The 21,196-nt window shown below is 73.1% G+C and carries 19 protein-coding genes; 11 read left to right on the forward strand and 8 right to left on the reverse strand.

The genetic code is table 11. The features are described from left to right. Window positions 1–460: 460 nt before the first annotated feature. The 3 genes from otsB to ACIGXJ_RS21780 all read right to left on the reverse strand — a co-directional run bounded on the left by otsB (window position 461) and on the right by ACIGXJ_RS21780 (window position 2,986). Window positions 461–1,339 carry a trehalose-phosphatase gene (otsB, locus tag ACIGXJ_RS21770; protein WP_399647800.1) on the reverse strand — a complete coding sequence of 293 codons (879 nt, stop codon included), beginning with the start codon at window positions 1,337–1,339 and terminating at the stop codon, window positions 461–463. Window positions 1,340–1,383: 44 nt separating this feature from the next. Beyond that, complete coding sequence (locus tag ACIGXJ_RS21775; RefSeq protein WP_399647802.1) at window positions 1,384–1,629, reverse strand: DUF3263 domain-containing protein; 246 nt, start codon at window positions 1,627–1,629, stop codon at window positions 1,384–1,386. Window positions 1,630–1,726: 97 nt separating this feature from the next. Continuing rightward, window positions 1,727–2,986: an extracellular solute-binding protein gene (locus tag ACIGXJ_RS21780; RefSeq protein WP_399647804.1), complete on the reverse strand. Its 1,260-nt coding sequence runs from the start codon at window positions 2,984–2,986 to the stop codon at window positions 1,727–1,729. A 146-nt stretch (window positions 2,987–3,132) separates the two neighbouring features. On the opposite strand from ACIGXJ_RS21780, the gene ACIGXJ_RS21785 reads away from it, so the two are divergent. The 3 genes from ACIGXJ_RS21785 to ACIGXJ_RS21795 all read left to right on the forward strand — a co-directional run bounded on the left by ACIGXJ_RS21785 (window position 3,133) and on the right by ACIGXJ_RS21795 (window position 6,339). Further along, window positions 3,133–4,077: an ROK family protein gene (locus ACIGXJ_RS21785; RefSeq protein ID WP_399647807.1), complete on the forward strand. Its 945-nt coding sequence runs from the start codon at window positions 3,133–3,135 to the stop codon at window positions 4,075–4,077. A 77-nt stretch (window positions 4,078–4,154) separates the two neighbouring features. Next, on the forward strand, window positions 4,155–5,288 hold the full coding sequence (gene nagA / locus ACIGXJ_RS21790) for an N-acetylglucosamine-6-phosphate deacetylase (RefSeq protein WP_399648107.1): 1,134 nt from the start codon (window positions 4,155–4,157) through the stop codon (window positions 5,286–5,288). 121 nt (window positions 5,289–5,409) lie between these two features. Further along, on the forward strand, window positions 5,410–6,339 hold the full coding sequence (locus ACIGXJ_RS21795; RefSeq protein ID WP_399647810.1) for a 1-phosphofructokinase family hexose kinase: 930 nt from the start codon (window positions 5,410–5,412) through the stop codon (window positions 6,337–6,339). A gap of 11 nt (window positions 6,340–6,350) precedes the next feature. Here ACIGXJ_RS21795 and ACIGXJ_RS21800 read toward each other — a convergent pair whose 3' ends face one another. Both ACIGXJ_RS21800 and cdgB read right to left on the reverse strand, forming a co-directional pair. Then, window positions 6,351–7,292: a carbohydrate-binding protein gene (locus ACIGXJ_RS21800; RefSeq protein ID WP_399647813.1), complete on the reverse strand. Its 942-nt coding sequence runs from the start codon at window positions 7,290–7,292 to the stop codon at window positions 6,351–6,353. 118 nt (window positions 7,293–7,410) lie between these two features. Continuing rightward, window positions 7,411–9,069 carry a diguanylate cyclase CdgB gene (cdgB, locus tag ACIGXJ_RS21805; protein WP_399647815.1) on the reverse strand — a complete coding sequence of 553 codons (1,659 nt, stop codon included), beginning with the start codon at window positions 9,067–9,069 and terminating at the stop codon, window positions 7,411–7,413. 383 nt (window positions 9,070–9,452) lie between these two features. Between cdgB and ACIGXJ_RS21810 the strand changes: the two genes are divergently transcribed. Further along, complete coding sequence (locus tag ACIGXJ_RS21810; RefSeq protein ID WP_399648110.1) at window positions 9,453–9,971, forward strand: flavin reductase family protein; 519 nt, start codon at window positions 9,453–9,455, stop codon at window positions 9,969–9,971. A gap of 95 nt (window positions 9,972–10,066) precedes the next feature. Here ACIGXJ_RS21810 and arfB read toward each other — a convergent pair whose 3' ends face one another. Then, window positions 10,067–10,501: an alternative ribosome rescue aminoacyl-tRNA hydrolase ArfB gene (arfB, locus tag ACIGXJ_RS21815; RefSeq protein WP_399647817.1), complete on the reverse strand. Its 435-nt coding sequence runs from the start codon at window positions 10,499–10,501 to the stop codon at window positions 10,067–10,069. Between the two features lie 156 nt (window positions 10,502–10,657). Here arfB and ACIGXJ_RS21820 point away from each other — a divergent pair, with 156 nt between their 5' ends. The 3 genes from ACIGXJ_RS21820 (at window position 10,658) to ACIGXJ_RS21830 (ending at window position 14,224) form a co-directional block, all read left to right on the forward strand. After that, the gene (locus tag ACIGXJ_RS21820) at window positions 10,658–11,233 is read left to right on the forward strand and encodes a TerD family protein (RefSeq protein WP_399647819.1); all 576 of its coding nucleotides are present in this window, start codon (window positions 10,658–10,660) and stop codon (window positions 11,231–11,233) included. Between the two features lie 97 nt (window positions 11,234–11,330). Next, window positions 11,331–12,374, forward strand: coding sequence for a GNAT family N-acetyltransferase (locus ACIGXJ_RS21825; protein ID WP_399647821.1), 1,044 nt, complete (start codon window positions 11,331–11,333; stop codon window positions 12,372–12,374). A gap of 299 nt (window positions 12,375–12,673) precedes the next feature. Further along, window positions 12,674–14,224, forward strand: a complete 1,551-nt coding sequence (locus ACIGXJ_RS21830; RefSeq protein WP_399648113.1) for a M4 family metallopeptidase — start codon at window positions 12,674–12,676, stop codon at window positions 14,222–14,224. Between the two features lie 35 nt (window positions 14,225–14,259). Here the strand turns inward: ACIGXJ_RS21830 and ACIGXJ_RS21835 are convergent, their stop codons facing one another. After that, window positions 14,260–15,666, reverse strand: a complete 1,407-nt coding sequence (locus ACIGXJ_RS21835; protein WP_399647823.1) for a M1 family metallopeptidase — start codon at window positions 15,664–15,666, stop codon at window positions 14,260–14,262. A 345-nt stretch (window positions 15,667–16,011) separates the two neighbouring features. Between ACIGXJ_RS21835 and ACIGXJ_RS21840 the strand changes: the two genes are divergently transcribed. Further along, window positions 16,012–16,512, forward strand: coding sequence for a hypothetical protein (locus tag ACIGXJ_RS21840; protein ID WP_399647826.1), 501 nt, complete (start codon window positions 16,012–16,014; stop codon window positions 16,510–16,512). Window positions 16,513–16,517: 5 nt separating this feature from the next. Here the strand turns inward: ACIGXJ_RS21840 and ACIGXJ_RS21845 are convergent, their stop codons facing one another. Next, on the reverse strand, window positions 16,518–17,222 hold the full coding sequence (locus ACIGXJ_RS21845; RefSeq protein WP_399647829.1) for a pentapeptide repeat-containing protein: 705 nt from the start codon (window positions 17,220–17,222) through the stop codon (window positions 16,518–16,520). Window positions 17,223–17,351: 129 nt separating this feature from the next. Here ACIGXJ_RS21845 and ACIGXJ_RS21850 point away from each other — a divergent pair, with 129 nt between their 5' ends. The 3 genes from ACIGXJ_RS21850 (at window position 17,352) to ACIGXJ_RS21860 (ending at window position 21,105) form a co-directional block, all read left to right on the forward strand. Beyond that, a complete protein-coding gene (locus ACIGXJ_RS21850) occupies window positions 17,352–18,512 on the forward strand; it encodes an NAD(P)-binding protein (RefSeq protein WP_399647832.1) in 1,161 nt (386 codons plus the stop codon). A gap of 48 nt (window positions 18,513–18,560) precedes the next feature. Further along, window positions 18,561–19,544 (forward strand): zinc-binding dehydrogenase, encoded by a 984-nt coding sequence (locus ACIGXJ_RS21855; protein ID WP_399647834.1) that lies wholly within the window; start codon window positions 18,561–18,563, stop codon window positions 19,542–19,544. 67 nt (window positions 19,545–19,611) lie between these two features. After that, the gene (locus ACIGXJ_RS21860) at window positions 19,612–21,105 is read left to right on the forward strand and encodes an MFS transporter (RefSeq protein ID WP_399647836.1); all 1,494 of its coding nucleotides are present in this window, start codon (window positions 19,612–19,614) and stop codon (window positions 21,103–21,105) included. Window positions 21,106–21,196: the final 91 nt, after the last annotated feature.

Here is a 21,196-nt window from a genome sequence, read left to right on the forward strand (position 1 = left end):
GTCCGTGGTCGGTCGCGCAGTTCCCCGCGCCCCTGAGAAACCGCCCACCCGACCAGGCCCGTCCCGCCGTACGCTAGTGCGGGCCCGTCCACGGCCGGTCGCGCAGTTCCCCGCGCCCCTGAGAAACCGCCCACCCGACCAGGCCCGCCCCGCCGTACGCGAATGCGGGCCCGTCCACGGCCGGTCGCGCAGTTCCCCGCGCCCCCTGGGGAGCTGCCGGCAGGTGCGTACAAACCACGGAAGGTGGGATCGGCGGTCAGCCGCGTACGGCGGGAAGGGGACGGGACGGGGGGTTGTCCGCCCGCAGCGGCCGGCGGAAACCCGGTTGGACCCCTCGGCCGACCAGATCGCCGGACCGAGGACGGACAACCCCCCGGCCCGGCCCCGGCCCACCCACCGAACCCGGCGCGCTGCAGCAACCCCCACCGGAGCCGCGCGGGCCGCCGCGGGCATCCGGCGCTCAGGTCAGGCGGGACGCGAGGGCGGTCAGCAGGCCGACGACGCCCGCAGGCCCGTCGACCACGACATCGGCGCGCTCCCGCAGCTCGGCGACCTCGTCGCTGCCGCTGCACACCAGCAGCCCGGCCACACCGTCCGAGCGGAGCTTGTCGACGGCGGCGAACGCGGGCAGGTCCCCGAGGTCGTCCCCGGCGTACACCACGCACTCGGCACCCACCGACCGCACCCACTCCTCCAGCGCGACCCCCTTGTCCACCCCCGGCGGCCGCAGCTCCAGCACCATGCGCCCGGGCTCGACGATCAGCCCATGACGCGCGGCCAGCGCCCCCAGCGGCTCCCGCAACGCCTCGAACGCCGCCTGCGGATCCTCCGCCCGCCGCGTGTGGACCGCGACGGCGCGCCCCTTCTCCTCCACCCATGTGCCCTGCCACGCCCCGACCCCGTCGAGCACCCCGGGCAGCTCGGCCCGCACCGCGGCAACGCCCGGATGCGGCGCGGGCGCACTCACACCGCCGCTCGCCGCGTCCCACCGCTCGGCCCCGTAGTGCCCGAGCACGACGAGGTGCTCGAGCCCGGCCACCCCCGCGAACCCCCCGTACCGCACCGCCACCCCCGCCGGCCGCCCGGTGATCACCGCGACGGACGCCACCCGCGGCGCGATCCGCGCCAGCGCGGGCACCGCGTCGGGGTGCGCCCGCGCCTGGTCGGGGTCCGGCACGATCGGGGCGAGCGTGCCGTCGAAGTCGAGGGCGATCACCGCCTTGCCCGGCCGGGCGAGTAGCGCGTCGAGTCCGACGCGTCCGGCCTCGGTCACCGGCTCCGGCAGAGCACCCACGCCTGCCGGCCCTCCGTCACTCGCATCATGCTCATGGCTGCCCATACAACGACCCTATCCACGGAAGGCCCACCGCACGCGCGGCAACCTCACCGCTCCGCCCGCCGGGCCTCCCGCACCCGCCGCAGCCGATTGACGGTCACGGGGTCGTGGGCGAGGGCCCGCGGATCGTCCAGCAGGGCGTTCAGCAGCTGGTAGTAGCGCACGGGCGCCAGCCCCAGCTCCTCCCGGACGGCCCGCTCCTTCGCGCCGGGCCCGGCGAACCCCCGCCGCTCCAGCGCAAGGATGTCCCGCTCCCGCCGCCCGAGCCCGTCACCGTCACCGTCACCGTCCATGCCCAGCACACTAACCCCGGCCACCGACAAACGGGCACGGCCCGGTCCCCGCCCCCCCCTCAACCGCAACCGCAACCGCAACCGCAAGAGCACCGGCTCACCCCTCCGCGGCAGCCTCCGCGTCGGCCTGCGTGGCGAACGCCTCCAGCTTCCCCAGCACGGCCGACGGGCTCCCCCCGGGAGCGACGGCCTTGCCGATGCCGGACTTCACCTCGGCGCTCACCGAGGCCCACGACGTCTTGCCCACGGGATAGAACTCGGCGAGCCCCAGCTCGTCGAGGAACGGCTTGAGCTCCCGGTCCTCCGCGGCGGCGGACATGACGGCGGAGGCCGAGTTGGTCACGGGCAGCAGGTCGTACTCACGGGAGAACGCGAGCACGTTCTTCTCGCTGTACACGAAGTCGAGGAAGTCCCCGATCTGGTCCCGGTGGCCGTTCTTCTTGAACGCCAGCATCCAGTCGGCGACGCCCATCGTGGACTCGGTCTCCCCGTCCCGCCCGGGCATCGGCACCATGCCGAACTTCACGCCCTTCTTCGCGGCCATCTTCATCAGCGAGGGATGCCCGTTGAGCATGCCGACCTCGCCGGAGGCGAACGCCGCGAAGGCGTCGGCCCGGTTCAGCTTGGCGGGCGGGACCGGCCCGGTCAGGCCCTTGCCGACCAGCTGGTCGCGCAGCCAGGTGAAGGTCTCGACGTTCTCGGCGGAGTCGATGCCGTAGGTGCCCAGCGTGTCGGTGTAGCCGCCCCCGCCGCTGAGCAGCCACTGCATGGTCTCGGCCTGTGCCTCCTCGGGCCCGAGCGGCAGGGCGTACGGACAGCTGACGCCCTCCTCCTTCAGCGCCTCGGCGTCGGCGGCGAGCTCGGCCCAGGTGGTGGGCGGGGTGAGGCCGGCCTCGGCGAAGAGGGACTTGTTGTAGAAGAGCAGGCGCGTGGAGGCCGCGAACGGCATGCCGAACTGCTCCCCGTCGACCTTCCCGGCGTCGGCGAGCTGCCCGGCGAAGTCGGCCTGGGTGGTGATGGAGAGCAGGTCGTCGGCGGTGTACAGCTGCCCGTCGGCGGCGTAGTCGGCGTACGCGCCGATCTGCGCCATGTCGGGCGCGTCGCCCGCGTCGACCATCTCCTTGACCTTGCGGTCGACGTCGTTCCACGAGTAGACGGAGACGTCGATGCGCACGCCGGGGTGGTCGGCCTCGTACTCGGCGACCAGCTTGTCCCAGTACTTCTCGGAGCTGTTGGCCGAGCTGTCGCCGTAGTCGGCGGCGACCAGCTTCAGCGTGACGTCGTCGCCGGATCCGCCCCCGACGCCGCAGCCCCCGAGCACCGCCGTCATCCCCAGCGCGGCGACCGCCGCGACCATCCCTGTCCTACGCCGCTGCACGAACCGAGCCCCAACCCTGCGTGAGTTTCCGTCGAACACCTGTCGAGCGTCCGCTATCCGAATTAAGGTCTACACCACGCAAGTGGACTAGACCTCTTGTGGGTCCTCGGGCCACACTGTCCCCCGTGAGACATGTCATCGCCCTCGATGTGGGCGGCACCGGGATGAAGGCCGCCCTGGCCGGGGCGAACGGCGAGCTGCTGCACCGGGCCCGCCGGCCGACCGGGCGCGAGCGCGGCCCGGACGCGGTCGTCGACGGCATCCTCGACTTCGCCGCCGAGCTGCACGCGTACGGCGAGAAGCACTTCGGCGAGCCGGCGAGCGCGGCGGGCGTGGCCGTACCGGGCATCGTCGACGACAAGAACGGCGTCGCCGCGTACGCCGCGAACCTCGGCTGGCGGGACGTCCCGCTGCGCGAGCTGATGACCAAGCGCCTCGGCGGCATCCCCGTCGCCCTCGGCCACGACGTCCGCACCGGCGGCCTCGCCGAGGGCAGGATCGGCGCGGGCCGCGGAGCCGACCGCTTCCTCTTCGTGCCCCTCGGCACCGGCATCGCGGGCGCGATCGGCATCGACGGCCGGGTGGAGGCGGGCGCGCACGGCTTCGCGGGCGAGATCGGCCACATCGTCGTACGGCACGACGGAGCACCCTGCCCCTGTGGTCAGCGCGGCTGTCTGGAGCGGTACGCGTCCGCGTCGGCGGTGAGCGAGGCGTGGGCCGCCGCCGGCGGGGGCCCCGGGGCGGACGCCGCCGACTGCGCGCGGGCCGTCGCGTCCGGCGACCCGAACGCCGTACGGGTGTGGGGTGAGGCGGTCGGCGCCCTCGCCGACGGCCTGGTCACCGCGCTCACCCTGCTGGACCCCCGCACCCTGATCATCGGTGGCGGGCTCGCCGAGGCGGGGGAAACCTTGTTCTCACCGCTGCGGGACGCGGTCCGGCGCCGCGTCACCTTCCAGAAGCTGCCGACGATCGTCCCCGCCGCCCTGGGCGACACCGCGGGCTGCCTGGGCGCAGGCCTCCTGGCCTGGGATCTCCTCAACCACTCGGACCGTATGGAGGAACCGACGTGACGGCATCGCCCCGAGGGGCGCGGGGAACTGCGCGAGAAGCCTCGACGCACCCGCGGCCCGCGACGGACGGGACCCCGCTGGTCCTGACCGGAGCCAACGTGGTCCTCCCCGCCGGCACGGCCGAGAACGGCCGGCTCACCGTCGACGGCACCCGCATCTCCGCCGAGGCCCCCGAGAACGCCAGGACCCTCGACGTCTCGGGCCACTGGCTGGTGCCCGGCTTCGTCGACCTCCACAACCACGGCGGAGGCGGGGCATCCTTCTCCTCCGGCACGGTCGAGGACGTCCTCAGGGGCATCCACACCCATCGCCTGCACGGCACGACGACCCTCGTCGCCTCCACGGTCACCGACGAGATGGACCTCCTGGTCCGCCAGGCCGGCCTGCTCAGCGAGCTGGCCGAGCAGGGCGACCTCGCGGGCATCCACTTCGAGGGCCCGTTCATCTCCCCCTGCCGCAAGGGCGCCCACTCCGAGGCGCTGCTGCGCGACCCCGAGCCGGCGGAGGTGCGCAAGCTGATCGACGCGGCGCGCGGCCACGCCAGGATGGTCACCCTGGCCACGGAACTGCCGGGCGGCATCGACTCCGTACGGCTCCTCGCCGAGCACGGCGTGATCGCGGCGGTCGGCCACACGGACGCGACGTACGAGCAGACGGTCGAGGCGATCGACGCGGGCGCGACGGTCGCCACACACCTGTTCAACGCGATGCCCCCGCTCGGCCACCGGGCGCCGGGCCCGATCGCGGCGCTGCTGGAGGACGAGCGGGTCACGGTCGAGCTGATCAACGACGGCACGCATCTGCATCCGGCGGCGCTGGAGCTGGCGTTCCGCCACAAGGGCGCGGGCCGGGTCGCGTTCATCACGGACGCGATGGACGCGGCCGGCATCGGCGACGGCCGCTACATGCTGGGCCCGCTGGAGGTCGAGGTCGCGGACGGGGTGGCCCGGCTGGTGGAGGGCGGCTCGATCGCGGGCTCGACCCTCACGCTGGACCGCGCGTTCAAGCGGGCGGTGACGGTCGACCGGCTGCCGGTCGGGGACGCGGTCGCCGCGCTGTCGGCGACCCCGGCCGGGCTGCTGGGCCTGTACGACTCCATCGGCTCCCTGGAGCCCGGCAAGTACGCCGATCTGGTGCTGCTGGACGCGGACTTCGACGTCAAGGGCGTCATGCGGCGAGGGGAATGGGTGGTCGATCCCCAACTGGGCTGATTCAGCCGCGGGTCGACGAGACGGTGGCCGGTCCCGGGGCTGGGCCGGTCGCCGTCTCTTTGGCATGATCAGGACTTCGGAAGAAGTCGGTCGGCGAACGCATCGGGGGAGGTCGGACCAGGTGATCCTCACGGTCACACCGAACACCGCTCTCGACATCACCTATCGCGTACGGTCCCTGCGGCCGCACACCTCCCACCGTGTCTCCGAGGTCGTCGAGCGGCCCGGCGGCAAGGGGATCAACGTGGCCCGGGTCCTCGCGGCGCTGGGCCATCCGGTGACGGTCACCGGGTTCGCCGGCGGCGGCACCGGACGGGCGATCCAGGAGCAGCTCACCGCGACGCCCGGCGTGACCGACGCGCTCGTCCCGGTCTCCGGCGCGAGCCGCCGCACGGTCGCGGTCGTCGACACCTCCACCGGCGACACCACCCAGCTGAACGAGCCGGGCCCGCTGATCACCCCCTCGGAGTGGTCCGCGTTCCAGGAGGCCTACGCACACCTCCTCACCTCGGCCTCAGCGGTCGCCCTCTGCGGCAGCCTCCCCCCGGGCGTCCCGGTGGGCGCCTACGCCGGCCTCGTCCGAACAGCCCGGGCAGCGGGCGTCCCGGTACTCCTGGACACCGGCGGCGAAGCCTTGCGCCGGGGCGTGGCCGCGCGCCCGGACCTGATCAAGCCGAATGCCGACGAACTGGCCGAACTGACCGGCTCCCACGAGCCGCTGCGGGCCACCCAGGACGCCCGCAGACGCGGGGCACGGTCCGTGGTGGCCTCGCTCGGCGCACAGGGCCTTCTGGCGGTGACCCCGGAGGGCCGCTGGCGTGCCGCCCCGCCGGCCCGTGTGCACGGCAACCCGACGGGCGCGGGTGACTCGGCGGTGGCGGGCCTGCTGTCGGGCCTGGTGGAGAACCTCCCCTGGCCGGCCCGCCTGGCCCGCGCGACGGCCCTGTCCGCCGCGACCGTACTGTCCCCCGTGGCGGGCGAGTTCGACCGCCCGGCCTACGAGAAGCTGCTGGCCGGGGTGTCGGTGACGGGAGAGGTCAGCGCGGCCTGACCCCTGCACCGCTATTCCTCGACCTGGCCCTGCTTCAGCCGGAGCCGGTCCAGCAGGACGTTGCACTTGTCGCCGGCGCCGCAGGCGACGGTGAGGACGTTGGTGCCCTTGGTGAGGGTCGGGTAGGCGTAGGTGGTGGTCCAGCCCTTGGAGAAGTCGCCGTCGGGGGCACCGGCGTAGTTCTTCATGCTCAGCTTGCTGCCGAACTCCTTGCCGTTGACGAGGAGCGTCATCGACTGGTCCTCACCCGCGGCGCTGTAGTCGGCGAAGAGGGTGTAGCTGCCGTCCTCGGGGATGCCGTCGACGGTCCAGGTGACGGACGCGCCGGGCTGGTTCAGCCCGGTGATGTACACCCCGCCCTCGGACTTGGCGCCGGGGATCTCGGTGGCGGTGGCCACGCCCGGCGACAGCCGCAGCGCCTTGGCATCGGTCTCCAGCGGCTCCATCGCCTCCTCCATGCTGGAGCTGACCGACGGGCTCGGCTGCTCGCTCCGGGAGACGGACGGGGTGGGGCCGGTCTGGGTCCGGTCGTCGCCCTTGGCGTCGTCGCCGCCGACCATGGCGATGCCGATGCCGATGACGACCGCGCCGACCACCGCGAGGGCGCCGATCAGCAGGCCCTTGGTGTTGGGGCCGCGGCCGCGGCCGCCGCCGCTGCCGTACCCCTGCTGGGGAGCGGTCGGTGCGCCGCCGGGGAGGGTCTCGGGGGCCGCGTAGTGCGGGTTCGGCCTGCCGTAGGCGCCCTGCTGCGGGATGGGCTGACCGTAGGCGGGGGCGGCGGCCTGCTGCTGGCCGTACTGGCGTTCGCCGACCGTCCGCACTCTGCTCACGGAGTTCGGGTAGCCGTAGCCGCCGGAGGGCGGCTGGGCGCCGTTGGCCTGACCGTCGGCGTACAGGTAGCCGAACGGGTCGTCGTCCTCGGGCGTGCTCGCGCCGTTGTTGCCGGGCGTCATCCCTTGGTACTCCTCAACATGCGGAACAGATGCGATACGGATGTCAGGGTGGCGAGCCTACCCGCTCCAGCTGCCCCAAACAGGTGACTCAGACCGCATCAACCCTCTGACCTGGGGATCATCCCGCACGCCGATGCTGTTTGGGACGAGATCGTTTCTCGACGTACATACGTTCGTCGGCGGACTTGAGCACTTCGTCCGCGGTCATCCCGCAGTGTGCCCACCCGATGCCGAAGCTGGCGCCGACGCGCACGGCGCGGCCCTCGGCCCGGATCGGCTGGATGATCTCGTTGCGCAGCCGGACGGCGAGGTCCTGGGCGTCGGCGCGGCCGAGGCCGTCGGCGAGGATCACGAACTCGTCGCCGCCGAGCCGGGCGACGGTGTCGCCGTCGCGCACGCCCCGGGACAGGCGGCGGGCGACCTCGATGAGGACGGCGTCGCCCGCGTTGTGCCCGAACCGGTCGTTGATCGACTTGAACCCGTCGAGGTCGCAGAAGAGCACCGCGAGCCCCTTGGTGCCGTCGTCGTGCTCGCTCTCGGGGGCGACGGTGTGCACATGGTGGTCGTAGGCGTCGTACGGGTCGGTGCCCGGCCGGAAGTCGAAGCCGTGGCCGCCGCTGTCGTAGACGGGGTGCCCGTAGGCGGCGTCGACGGACTCCAGCTCGCCCGGGTGGCCGGAGTGCGGCCGCTGGCAGAGCCGCGCGGACAGGCGGGCGCGCAGTTCGGCGGAGTTCGGCAGGCCGGTGAGGGAGTCGTGGGAGGCGCGGTGGGCGAGCTGCAGCTCGCGGCGCTTGCGCTCCTCTATGTCCTCGACGTGGGTGAGCAGGAAGCGGGGCCCGTCGGCGGCGTCGGCGACGACGGAATTGCGCAGGCTCACCCACACGTACGTACCGTCGCGGCGGCCCAGCCTCAGCTCGGCCCGGCCGCCCTCCGCCGAGGTGCGCAGCAGGGTGCCTATGTCCTCGGGGTGGACGAGGTCGGAGAAGGAGTAGCGGCGCATCGCGGCGGCGGGCCGGCCCAGCAGGCGGCACAGGGCGTCGTTGGTGCGCAGGATGCGGCCGTGCTGGTCACCGCCCATCTCGGCGATGGCCATGCCGGAGGGCGCGTACTCGAACGCCTGCCGGAAGGATTCCTCACTCGCCCTGAGGGCCTGCTGCTCGCGCTCCAGGCGGACCAGGGCGCGCTGCATGTTGGACCGCAGCCGGGCGTTGCTGATCGCGATGGCGGCCTGGAAGGCGTACATCTGAAGGGCCTCACGGCCCCAGGCTCCGGGCCGCCGGCCGTTGCGCGGGCGGTCCACGGACAGCACGCCGAGCAGTTCGCCGTGCGGGCCGCCCTGCGAGCCGGGCGCGTACATCGGCGCGAACAGGCGGTCGGCGGGGTGCCACTCGTCCTCGAAGCGGGGGGCGGGGCCCTCGGTGAACCACTGCGGGACGTCGTCGTCGTCGAGGACCCAGCCCTCGGTGTGGGGTATGAAGATCAGGTCGCCCCAGGCCTCGCCCATGTTCAGCCGCCGCTCCCAGGACTCGCGGGAGCCGACCCGGCCGGTGATCAGGGCCTCGGCGGCGGGGTTGCCGGAGAACGCGGCAACGACGAGGTCGCCGTCCTGGCGGACGAGGTTGACGCAGGCCAGTTCGTAGCCGAGGGCGCTGACCACGCCGTCGGCCACCGTCTGGAGGGTGTCGGCGAGGCTGCGCGCGGTGTTCATGTCGGCCATGACCTGGTGCAGCTGCCGCAGGGACGCCAGACGGACGTAGGGCTCCGACTCGGTCTCCATGCTCGCCCTCCCCCCGAGACCTCGCAGCGAATAAAGGGTTCGCATCGTCCCCGCCACTGAATCACAGCGCGCTGCCCACTCGGTACACAGGGTCAACAATTAGTGCCCCTTGTGACTCAAGTCACAGGTAAATGTGAACAATTGCGTGAGGTTTCTGCGTTTTCCCTGTGTGTTTACTGAGCGCATATCCGGCGGAGATGTGCGGGAAGCACCGGAACGCACCGTAACTCGGCCGGTGGTCCTAGGCCCGGTCTCGGACCGAGGTCCGATGCGGGGGCCGTGGGGCGCACACTAGCGTCTCTCCTGTGCTGAACCATCCTCCCGTCACGTTCCCCGCCCAGTCCCCGCCCGTCACGGCCGCCGCCGCCGGGCATCCTGTGGGGGTGAGCAACGACGAGTTCCGCGCCGCCATGTCCCGGCTGGCCGCGGGCGTGGTCCTGGTGACCGCCAAGGAGCCGCCGCTCGACCCGGACGACCCCACGGCGCCGGGCGGCGAGGACGTCGGCATGACGGCCACCGCGTTCATGTCGGTGTCGCTGGACCCGCCGCTGGTCCTGGTCAGCCTGCGCGAGGGCTCCCGCATGGACGACCTGCTCGACGAGCAGCCGCTGTGGGCGGTGTCCGTGCTCGCCGAGAGCCAGCGGCACATCGCGGGCCGCTTCGCCATGAAGGGCCGCATCAGCGACCGCCTCCTCTTCGAGGACATCGCCTACACGCGCGGCGAGGCCTCCGGCGCGCCCCTGGTCGGCGGCGCCCTCGCCACGCTGGAGTGCCGTACCGAGCAGCGGGTGACGGCCGGAGACCACACCCTGGTCGTGGGCCGCGTGCTGACCGCGCGCGTGCCGAGCGCGGACGGCGGGCCGCTGCTGTACTTCCGGGGCCGCTACCGCCAGCTGGGCTGATTCCCTCCCGTCACCTCAGGACGAGGGGGGGGTGGGCGGGCCGTCGGCGTGCCGACCAGCCGCCCAGGGGAGTCCGGCGGGCGTGGGCCGGAGGACTACCAGTCGCGCCCGGTGCGGCCGCGCTTCGTCTCGGCCCGCTGCTTCTTCTCCCGCAGCCGCCGCTCGTTGATGCCCCGGGGTATCCGGGTCGGCCGTCGCGGCTCGGGCGGCGGCGCGGTCGCCTCGGCGAGCAGCGCGGCGAGGCGCACCGCCGCGGCCTCACGGTTGCGCCACTGCGACCGGTGCTCGGACGCGCGCACGGTGACGACCCCGTCGACCAGCCGCCCGGACAGCCGCTCGAGCGCCCGCTGCTTCCACACCTCGGGCAGTGCCTTCGTCGCCGCGAGGTCGAAGCGCAGCTCGACCTGTGAGTCACTGGTGTTGACGTGCTGTCCGCCCGGCCCGGAGGAGCGCGAGAAACGCCACATCAGCTCGGCCTCGGGCAGCGAGACGGAGCCACGGATGACATGGGGACCGGACATGCCGACCATGTTCCCGTTTCCGACCGGTCCACGTCACCCGAATATCCCGAGTGGGCGCATCCCGGTAAAGAAAGTAAAGACACCTGGAACCTATGGCACCTCTCTGGACGTTCATTGGGGTAGCTGTAGGTTCGTCGTACGCAACGAGGGAAGGGACTCCCAACAATGGCTGTAAGCCTGTCCAAGGGCGGCAACGTCTCGCTCACCAAGGAAGCTCCGGGCCTGACCGCCGTCACCGTGGGCCTCGGCTGGGACGTCCGCACCACCACCGGCACGGACTTCGACCTCGACGCCTCCGCCATCGCGGTCAACCCTCAGGGCAAGGTCTACTCCGACGCCCACTTCGTCTTCTTCAACAACAAGCAGACCCCGGACAACACCATCGTCCACACCGGTGACAACCGCACCGGCGAGGGCGCGGGCGACGACGAGGCCATCAACGTCAACCTGGCGGCCCTCCCGGCCGACATCGACAAGATCGTCTTCCCGGTCTCGATCTACGACGCCGAGAACCGCTCGCAGAACTTCGGCCAGGTCCGCAACGCCTACATCCGCATCATCAACCAGGCCGGCGGCGCCGAGATCGCCCGTTACGACCTGTCGGAGGACGCGGCGACGGAGACGGCCATGGTCTTCGGCGAGCTGTACCGCAACGGCGCCGAGTGGAAGTTCCGCGCCGTCGGCCAGGGCTACGCCTCGGGCCTGGCGGGCATCGCGCAGGACTTCGGCGTCAACGTCTGACGGACGCCACGCAGTGTGTGAGGACCCCAGGCTCCGGCCAGGGGTCCTTCCCCTCCGGCCCCTCATCACCGGGTGGGCAGCGCGGTAGCGTCCCGGCATGATCCTCCAGCAGCTGGACGTACCGCCCGGCCAGGACATCCCCGGGCCGCTTCTCACCGAACTCACCGCCCTGTACGCCTCCCAGCACGAGTTCTTCGCGCTGAGCGGTGACTTCCCCGACCCGGACGACATCCGACCGGAGCAGGTCGCGGCCGCGCTCGCCGCCGAACTCGCCCATCCGGACGCCGAGGTGCTGCTGGCACGCAGTCAGGGGCGGCTGGTCGGTATCGCCGTCACGCTGGCCCACCACCCGGACCCGGCCGACCCGGACCCGTGGATCGGGCTGCTGATGGTCGACGCCGCTGTCCGGCGCCAGGGACACGGCAGGCGGCTCGCCGCCCTCGTCGAGGACCGCTTCCGCGCGGCCGGACGGGATGCCGTACGCCTCGCCGTGCTGGAGAACAACCCCACGGCGCTGGCCTTCTGGACCGCGCTCGGCCATGAGGTCATCGACCGGCGCGCGGACCGCGAGCGGGGCCGCCCCTGCGCCGTGCTGCGCAAACCGCTGAGCACACCTCCGGGCACCAGGCAGGGCACACCCCCGGGCACACCGCAGGGCGAGCCGCCGCGCATCCCCCGGCGTGCCGCCCGGATCGCGGTGCTGGACCCGCAGGGCGCGGTGTTCCTGTTCCGGTACGACAACGTCGAGGTCGGCGTCCACTGGGCGATGCCCGGCGGCGGCCTGGAGCCCGGCGAGTCCCCGCGCGAGGGCGCTCTGCGCGAGCTTCACGAGGAGACCGGCTGGACGGACCTGGAGCCGGGGCCGCTGCTCACCACCTGGGAGCACGACTTCACGCACGCGGTCGGCCCGGTCCGCCAGCACGAGCACATCTACGTCGCCCACGGCCCCCGCCGTGAACCCGCCGGCCCCCACCTCGCCGCCGCGCACGCCGAGGACGGCATCCTCAGCTGGCGGTGGTGGACCCGCGAGGAACTGGCCGAGGAGGCCGAGCCGGTGTGGCCGCCGGAACTCGCCCGGCTGCTTGACGACTTGGACGACTTGGACCGGACCAACACAGGGGCCGATGACAACTCCCCCTGACGAAAGCCGAGTTGGGGCCACACTTACGTCCGGATAGCGGAGGCCCCACCACGGCTTTCGGATACGAACACGTAAAGTCTTGACGGCGGTCTGTCAAACAGACCGGTGCAGGTGTCACTCTCTCCTCGCCGCCGCAATCTGTGCCCCACCTGTGCCTCACCCCATGAGGCGCAGCCCACAGCCTGTGCCTCCCCCCAGAGGCCGGTGACCAAGGAGACCGAGTGAGACTGCAGTCCCACGCCACCCGCACTCCCCGCACGACCGTCCTGCGCGCCGCCGCCCTGATCGGCTCGGCCGCGATGGTCGTCCTCGCGACGCAGAGCGGCGCCGCCACCGCGGCCGCCCCCGAGCCCGCCTCCACCTCCGCGGCCCTCCCGCTGAGCGCCTCCGCGCGCGCCACCGCCATCGCCGCCGCCCAGGACCGGGCCGCCTCGACCGCCCGCGAACTCGGGCTCGGCGCCCAGGAGAAGCTGGTCGTCCGCGATGTCGTCAAGGACGCCGACGGCACGGTCCACACCCGCTACGAGCGCACCTACGCCGGACTCCCCGTCCTCGGCGGCGACCTGATCACGCACGAGGCGAAGGGCGGCGCCCTCAAGGGCGTCACCAAGGCCACCAAGGCCCGGATAGCCGTGGCGTCCACCGACGCCGCGATATCGGCGACCGCCGCGAAGAAGTCGGCGCTCGCCGCCGCCGGGGACGGCACCTCCGCCACCGCCCGCAAGGTGATCTGGGCCGCCGGCGCCAAGCCCGTCCTGGCCTACGAGTCCGTCGTCCACGGCCTCCAGCACGACGGCACCCCGAGCGAGCTGCACATCGTCACCGACGCCGCCACCGGCAGGCAGCTGCACTCCTTCGAGGCCATCGAGACCGGTACCGGCACCAGCCAGTACAGCGGCACCGTCACCCTCGGCACCACCCCCGTCTCCGGCGGCTTCACCCTCACCGACGCCGGGCGCGGCGGCCACAAGACGTACGACCTCAACGGCGGCACGTCCGGCACCGGCACCCTCTTCCAGGACGCCGACGACGTCTGGGGCAACGGCTCGCCGACCAACCGGCAGACCGCCGCCGTCGACGCCGCCTACGGCGCCCAGGTCACCTGGGACTACTACAAGACCGCGTTCAACCGCAACGGCATCCGCAACGACGGCAAGGCCGCCTACAGCCGCGTCCACTACGGCAACGCCTACAACAACGCCTTCTGGTCCGACCAGTGCTTCTGCATGACGTACGGCGACGGCGCGAACAACGTCAAGCCGCTCACCTCGCTCGACGTGGCCGGCCACGAGATGAGCCACGGCCTGACGGCGTCCACGGCCGGCCTCAACTACCGCCGTGAGTCCGGCGGCCTGAACGAGGCCACCTCCGACATCTTCGGCACCTCCGTGGAGTTCTTCGCGAACAACTCCTCCGACCAGGGCGACTACCTGATCGGCGAGAAGATCGACATCCGCGGCAACGGCACCCCGCTGCGCTACATGGACAAGCCCAGCAAGGACGGCAACTCCGCCGACTACTGGTCCTCCGGTGTCGGCCGCCTCGACGTGCACTACTCCTCGGGCCCGGCCAACCACTTCTTCTACCTGCTGTCCGAGGGCAGTGGCGCCAAGACGGTCAACGGCGTCAGCTACAACTCCCCCACCTACGACGGCTCCACGGTCACCGGCATCGGCCGCGCCAAGGCCGAGCAGATCTGGTACAAGGCCCTGACCACCTACTTCACCTCCACCACCGACTACGCGGGCGCCCGCGTCGGCACCCTGAACGCCGCGCGCGACCTGTACGGCGCGGGCAGCGCCGAGTACAACGCGGTCGCCGCCGCCTGGAAGGGCGTCAACGTCAACTGACGTCCCCCCGACGGTGATACGGGCCGGGCCGTCCCTCAGGGGCGGCCCGGCTTTCCGTCGCCGTACAGCCACTCCCGCCAGATGTCCGAGAAGTCCTCGCGCGGCGCCTGCTTCTCGACGTACGCCGTGAACCCGGCCGTGTCCGCCGTGCCGTGCCGGTGCGCGCCCGCCCAGCCGCGCAGCAGCGTGCGGAACGCGTCGTCGCCGAGCCGCTGCCGCAGCTTGTGCAGCACCATCGCGCCCCGCTGGTAGACCGGGTCGCCGGAGATCTGCGCCGCGCCGTCGGGGCGCGCGGGCGGGAACGCCCACAGGTCCGGGTAGGTGTCCTCGCCGTGCGCGTACAGCTCCTCGAAGGTGCGCTGCGCGCTGTCGCCGCCGTGCTCCTCCGCCCACAGCCACTCCGCGTACGTCGCGAAGCCCTCGTTGAGCCACATGTCCCGCCAGGTCCGCGGGGTGACCGAGTCGCCGTACCACTGGTGGGCCAGCTCGTGCACCAGCAGCGGCAGGTCCGGCGCGCCCGGGAAGACCGGCCGGTTCTGCGTCTCCAGGGCGTAGCCCACGTCCGTGTCCGGCTCGACGATCGCGCCGGCCGAAGCGAACGGGTACGGCCCGAAGGTGTCCTCCGCCCACGCCACCGCCTCCGGCAGCCGGGCCAGCACCGCCCGGCTCGCCCGCGCCTCCGCCGGGTCCACGGCGGTGTACACCGGCAGCCCCTCCCGGGCCGTCGTCCGGCTCACCTCGTAGCGGCCGATCGCCAGGGTGGCGAGATAGCTCGCCATCGGCTCACCCGTGTGCCACACGAACGTCGTACGGTCCTTTCCCCGGCGTTCCCTCACGAGTTCGCCGTTGGACACCGCCGTCAGGCCGCGCGGCACGGTGACCGTGATGTCGTAGGGCGCCTTGTCGGACGGGTGGTGGTTCCCCGGGAACCACGCCATCGACCCCACCGGCTGGCCCAGCGCGAGCGCGCCGTCGGCGGTGGGCAGCCAGCCCTCCCGCGAGCCGTCCGGGTCGGTGACGGTCTCGGGCGTGCCGCCGTACCGGACGGTCACCCGGAAGCTGCCGCCCTCCCGCAGCTCCCCCTCCGGCCGGACCGTCAGCTCCTGCCCGGCCCGGTTCCAGCGCGCCTGCCGCCCGCCGACCTCGACCGCGGCGACGTCCAGCCCCTTCAGATCCAGGTCGAAGGCGGACAGATCCTGAGTGGCCCGGACCGTGAGCACGGCCGTCCCGGTGAGCCGGCGCCGGTCGGGCTCGTAGGCGAGCTCCAGGCCGTAATGGGTGACGTCGTACCCGCCGTTGCCCGCCTTGGGAAAGTACGGATCCCGCACGCCCGCGCCACCGGGAGTGCCCTGCACACCGCCACCACCGCACGCGCCGAGGCCAAGGCAAAGGGACAGGGAGAGCGCGGCTACGGCGGGAACAAGGGGCACGAATCGGGGCACGAGCATGATCCTATGGGCGCCGGAGCGTGAGCCCCCCGGGCACGGAATGGCCAGGCACGGAATGGCCAGGCACGGAATGGCCGGGCACGGGATGGAACGACCGCTCAGCCTCGGAACCCGCCGGGCGCGGAACCAGGAGAACGCCGGCCACGGGACCAAGAGCCCGCCGGCCACGGGACCGGGAGAACGCCGGGCAAGGGCTCCGCCGGGCCCGGGAGCGAAAGCCCCCCGGCGCCTAAGACCCCGGAGGCCACCGGGTGCACGATCCCGGAGGGCACCGGACGCAGGACCCCGGTGGCCGCCGGCGTGGGATCGCCGATCTCCCGGTCGTGACACCATCCCTACGTGCTCGACATCGGTTACGCCCTCTCCAACCGCTTTCCCGACCCGCCGCAGACGGACTACCGGCGGGCGGACGTCCATGCGCTGCGGCACGACCTGTTCTGCGGGGACGTCTACCTCGCCGACACCGAGAGCGACCGGGAGTTGTCCACAGCCTGGGGATGGGTGCCGGTGCTCGACTTCGCGTGGGCGCTGTGCGACATCGTCGAGCGAATCGACCAGGACCCGGCCGGCTCGCGGGCCTCACGGCCGCAGTACGCCGAGCTGGACTTCACCGAGTCCACGGACCGGATGCTGTTCGAGCGGAGGTTCGGCTGGGTCGACATCGAGGCCGACTGGATGCCGGCCGAGGAGGCCCCGCTGACCTTCTCCCACACCGAGCTGCGCCGCGAGGCCCGGGACTTCCTGCACGACCTGCTCGCCGACCTGGTCGACCTGCACGAGGACCTGGGCGAGAACCCGGCGGTCTGGACCCTCCAGGCCCGCTTCCCCCGCGTGAGCTGACGCCCTCAGCCCTCCACCCGTATCCCCAGCTCCGCCGCCAGCACCGGGGCCAGGTCCAGCAGTTGCGCCGGGCTGATCACCGCACCCGAGAGCCGGTCCACCCCGCGGGCGATCTCCAGCGGGGCGGCGCCACGGAGGTCGACGTCCTTGAGGGTGGCCGAGGTGAGGTCGGCCTCCTTGAGGGCGCAGCCGACGAACTCGACGCGCTCCAGGTGGGCGCCCGCGAAGTCCGGCTCGACCAGCACGCAGCCGTCGAAGACGACGTCCTTCAGGCGCGCCGCGCGGAAGTTGAGGAAGTCGAGCTTGCCGCCCCGCACGACCACCCGCTCCAGCGCGGCCCCGTGCAACTGGGTGCCGCCCAGGCGGGCGTCCAGCAGCTCGACGTCCCGCAGGGTCGCCTCGGCCAGGTCGGTGCCGACCCCGCGCACACCTGCGAGGACCGAGTCGAGGAAGCGGGCGTGGTGCAGCCGGGTCTCGTCCAGGACGCAACCGGTCAGCGCGCAGTCCATGAAGCGGGCGCCCGCGCCGTCCTGTCCCGCGAGGTCCGCCTCCTTCAGCTCCAGGCCGTCGTAGTCCCCGTCCGGCTCCAGGGCGCCGCCCTGCCATCGCTCGAGCCCGGGCAGCCGCACCTGCGGCCGCCGCGCCCGCTTCACCGCCGCAGCACCCGTCCGTCCACCCCGTCCACCCCGTCCGACCCGCCCGCTCGCCATGCCCCCATCCTGCACCCCGCCACTGACAATCCCCCTGACCAGCACGAACGCCTCCCCTGTCACATTTCCCCGGGTCCGCGTCGTCGTAAGGAGTGACAGGCGAACCCCAGCAGAGGGAGACCCCCAGCCATGCACCGCATCACTGTCGTCGGCGGCGGCTTCGCCGGACTCACCGCGGCCATCACCGCCGCCGAGGCGGGCGCCCGGGTCACCGTGTACGAGGCGCACCACACCCTCGGCGGACGGGCCCGTACCGCCGACGGCCCGTACCGGACCAACGAGGGCCCGCACGCGCTGTACAACGGCGGTCCGCACTGGACCTGGCTGCGGCGGCGCGACCTGATCGGGCCGCTCGCACCGCTGCCGCCGCTGGAGGCCGCCCGGCTGCGGCTGCGGCACCACGGCGTGCTGCGCCGCACCCCGCCCTTCGCCATGCTCAAGCTGCTGCGCCGCAGCGCCGCGCAGGCGCCCGTGGACGTGGACTTCCTCACCTGGGCGACGCGCGAGGCGGGCGAGGAGGGCGCCCGGGCCGCCGCCCACTACGCGGCCGTCGCGCTGTTCCACCACGACCCCGGCTCACTGTCGGCGGCGTTCGTGCAGGAGCGGCTGCGGCGCGCCACCAAGCTGCCGCCGGAGGCGCACTACCCGCGCGGCGGCTGGGGCACGGTCATCGACCGGATGGCGGCCCGCGCCTGGAACCTCGGCGTGCGGATGGAGACCCTGTCGCGCGTCGACACCCTGCCCACGGACACGCCGGTCGTCGTCGCCACCTCCCTGGACGCCGCCCGCCGGCTGCTCCGCGACGACTCGCTGACCTGGCCCAGCGGCCGTACCGTCCTCGTCGATCTGGCCGTACGGACCCGGCGCGGCGACGCGTTCGCGGTGTCGGACCTGGACGCGCCGGGCTGGATCGAGCGGTTCACCGCGCAGGACCGCACCCTCGCCCCGGCCGGCGAGCAGCTGATCCAGGGCCAGATCCCGATCGCGCCGGACGCCCCGCGCGCGGAGGGCGTCGCCCGCGCCGAGGAACTCCTCGACCTGGGCTTCCCCGGCTGGCGCGAGCGCGTCACCTGGCGCCGCGAGGCCGTCGCCCAGGGCCGTACGGGCGCGGTCGACCTGCCCGGCACCAGCTGGCGGGACCGGCCCGCCGTGGACCGCGGCGACGGCGTGTACCTCGTCGGAGACCAGGTCGCGGCCCCCGGTGTGCTGTCCGAGGTGTCCTTCAACAGCGCGCTGACCGCGGTGTCGCTGATGCTCGGCCGGAACGCCCTTGACCTCAAGCATGCTTGAGGATGAAGGGTGGGTCGCGTCGCACCGACGAGACCCTGGGGGGATCCCATGCACGCCATCCGCCTGCACGCCTTCGGCCCGGCCGAGAACCTGACGTACGAGCAGGTCGAGGACCCGCGTCCGGGCCCCGGCCAGGTCCGCGTCCGGGTCCGGGCCGCCGGCGTGCACCTCCTCGACACCGCCCTGCGCGAGGGCGTCCAGGGCGGCCCGGCGCCGGTGCCGGCCGAGCTGCCCACGATCCCCGGCCGTGAGGTCGCGGGCGTCGTCGAGTCGCTCGGCGAGGGCGTCGCCGCCCTGTGGCTCGGCAAGCCCGTGGTCGCCCACCTGGGCTTCGTGCCGGGCGGCTACGCCGAACTGGCCGTCACCGAGGTCGAGCGCGTCCACGAGATCCCGGAGAACCTCGACTTCGCGCAGGCCGTCGCCATGATCGGCACCGGCCGCACCGCGATGGGCATCCTGCAGTTCGCCGACCTGGGCCCCGGCGCGGTGGTGATCGTCCCCGCGGCGGCCGGCGGCATCGGCACCCTGCTCGTGCAGTACGCCAGGCACGCCGGTGCCACCGTCATCGGCCTCGCCGGCGGCCCGGACAAGGTCGCCCGCGTGCGCGAGAACGGCGCCGACCTCGCCGTCGACTACAAGGACCCGGCCTGGCCCGGCAAGGTCCGCGCCCATCTGGGCGGCCGTACCGCCACCCTCGTCCTCGACGGCGTCGGCGGCGACGTCGCCCGCGAGAGCGTCGCCCTGCTCGGCCCGGGCGGCAAGCACCTCGTCTTCGGCTGGTCCGCGGAGGGCATCAAGGACGGCCGGGCGTATCTCGTCGACGGCGTCTCCGAGGAGGTTCTCGGCCCGGTGATGCTCGGCCGGGCGGGCGGCCCCAACCCGGTCCGCACGCTCGAACTGCGCGCCCTCGCCGAGGCCGCCGCGGGCCGCCTCACCCCGGCCGTCCAGCGCTTCCCGCTCGCCGAGGCCGCCGCCGCCCACCGCGCCCTGGAGAACCGCGGCACGACGGGGAAGGTCGTCCTGGAGCCCTGAGCCGACGCGCCCCCACCCGGGGGGCACCCCGGATGCGACCCGCCCCGATCCATGGTCTGCTGGCCGAATGAGCGGCACCCGGACAGCCGACAGGGCGGAGGCCGACCCCCATCGCTGGTGGGGCCTGACGGTCATCGCCCTCGCCCAGCTGATGGTCGTCCTGGACGCGACGATCGTGAACATCGCGCTCCCCTCGGCACAGCGCGCCCTGGACATGTCCGACGGCAACCGCCAGTGGGTCATCACCGCCTACACGCTGGCCTTCGGCGGCCTGCTCCTGCTCGGCGGCCGTATCGCCGACCTCGTCGGCCGCCGCCGTACCTTCGTCATCGGCCTGATCGGCTTCGCCGGCGCCTCCGCGCTCGGCGGCGCCGCCACCACGGCGGGCATGCTGTTCGGCGCCCGCGCCCTCCAGGGCGTCTTCGCCGCCGTCCTCGCCCCGTCCGCACTGAGCCTGCTCACCACGACCTTCACCGACCCGAAGGAACGCGGGAAGGCCTTCGGCATCTACGGCGCCCTCGCCGGCAGCGGCGCCGCGATCGGGTTCATCCTCGGCGGCCTGCTCACCGAGTACCTGGGCTGGCGCTGGTGCCTGTACGTCAACGTGCCCATCGCGATCGCCGCCGTCGTCGGCGCCCTCACCCTGCTGCACGACCGGCCCGGCCACGCGGGCGCCCGCCTGGACGTGCCCGGCGTGCTGCTCGGCTGCGGCGGCCTCGTCGCGATCGTCTACGGCTTCAGCGAGGCCCAGCCCCGGGGCTGGACCGACCCCCTGGTGCTGGCCCTGTTCGCGCTGGGCGTCGTCCTGCTCGCGACCTTCGTGTGGTGGCAGACCCGGGCGCCGTCGCCGCTGCTGCCCCTGCACATCGTCAAGGACCGCAACCGCGCCGGCTGCTTCCTCACCATCGGGCTCGCCGTCATCGGCATGTTCGGCCTGTTCCTGTTCATGACCTACTACCTCCAGGTCGTCCTGGCGTACTCCCCGGTCAGGACCGGCCTGGCCTTCCTCCCCCTCACCGCCTCGATCATCGTCGGCTCGACCCAGGTCTCGGCCCGCCTGCTGCCGCGCGTCGCCCCGCGCGCCCTGATGGCCCCGGGCGCCCTGCTGGCGTCGGGCGGCATGGTCGTCCTCACGCAGCTGACGGTCGACTCCGACTACGCCACCCACATCCTGCCCGCGCTGATCCTCATGGGCCTCGGCATGGGCATGATCTTCATGCCGGTCTTCTCCACCGCCACCGCGGGCGTCGCCCCCCAGGACTCCGGCGTCACCTCGGCCACCGTCAACACCTCCCAGCAGGTCGGCGGCTCCATCGGCACGGCCCTGCTCAACACCATCGCCACCACCACCAGCAGCGCCTACCTCACCGCCCACCTCACCTCCGGCGGCGACCGCGCCCTCATCGCCCGGCAGGCCGTCGTCCACGGCTACACCGTCGCCATCTGGTGGGCCGCGGGCATCATGCTCTGCGCCGGCCTCGTCGCAGCCCTCATGGTGAAGGCGAAGCCGACCGCACACGGAGCCGCACCGGCCCGACCGCTGCCGGAGTCGGTGGCGTAGGAGAACCCGCGGGAGAGCCGCCGGGCGGGACCGGGCGACCACGGAAGGCCCGCCGGGCGGAACAGGCGGCGACGGAAGGCCCGCCAGGCGG

This window comes from Streptomyces sp. NPDC053367, assembly GCF_044545925.1.
Classification (GTDB): Bacteria; Actinomycetota; Actinomycetes; order Streptomycetales; family Streptomycetaceae; genus Streptomyces.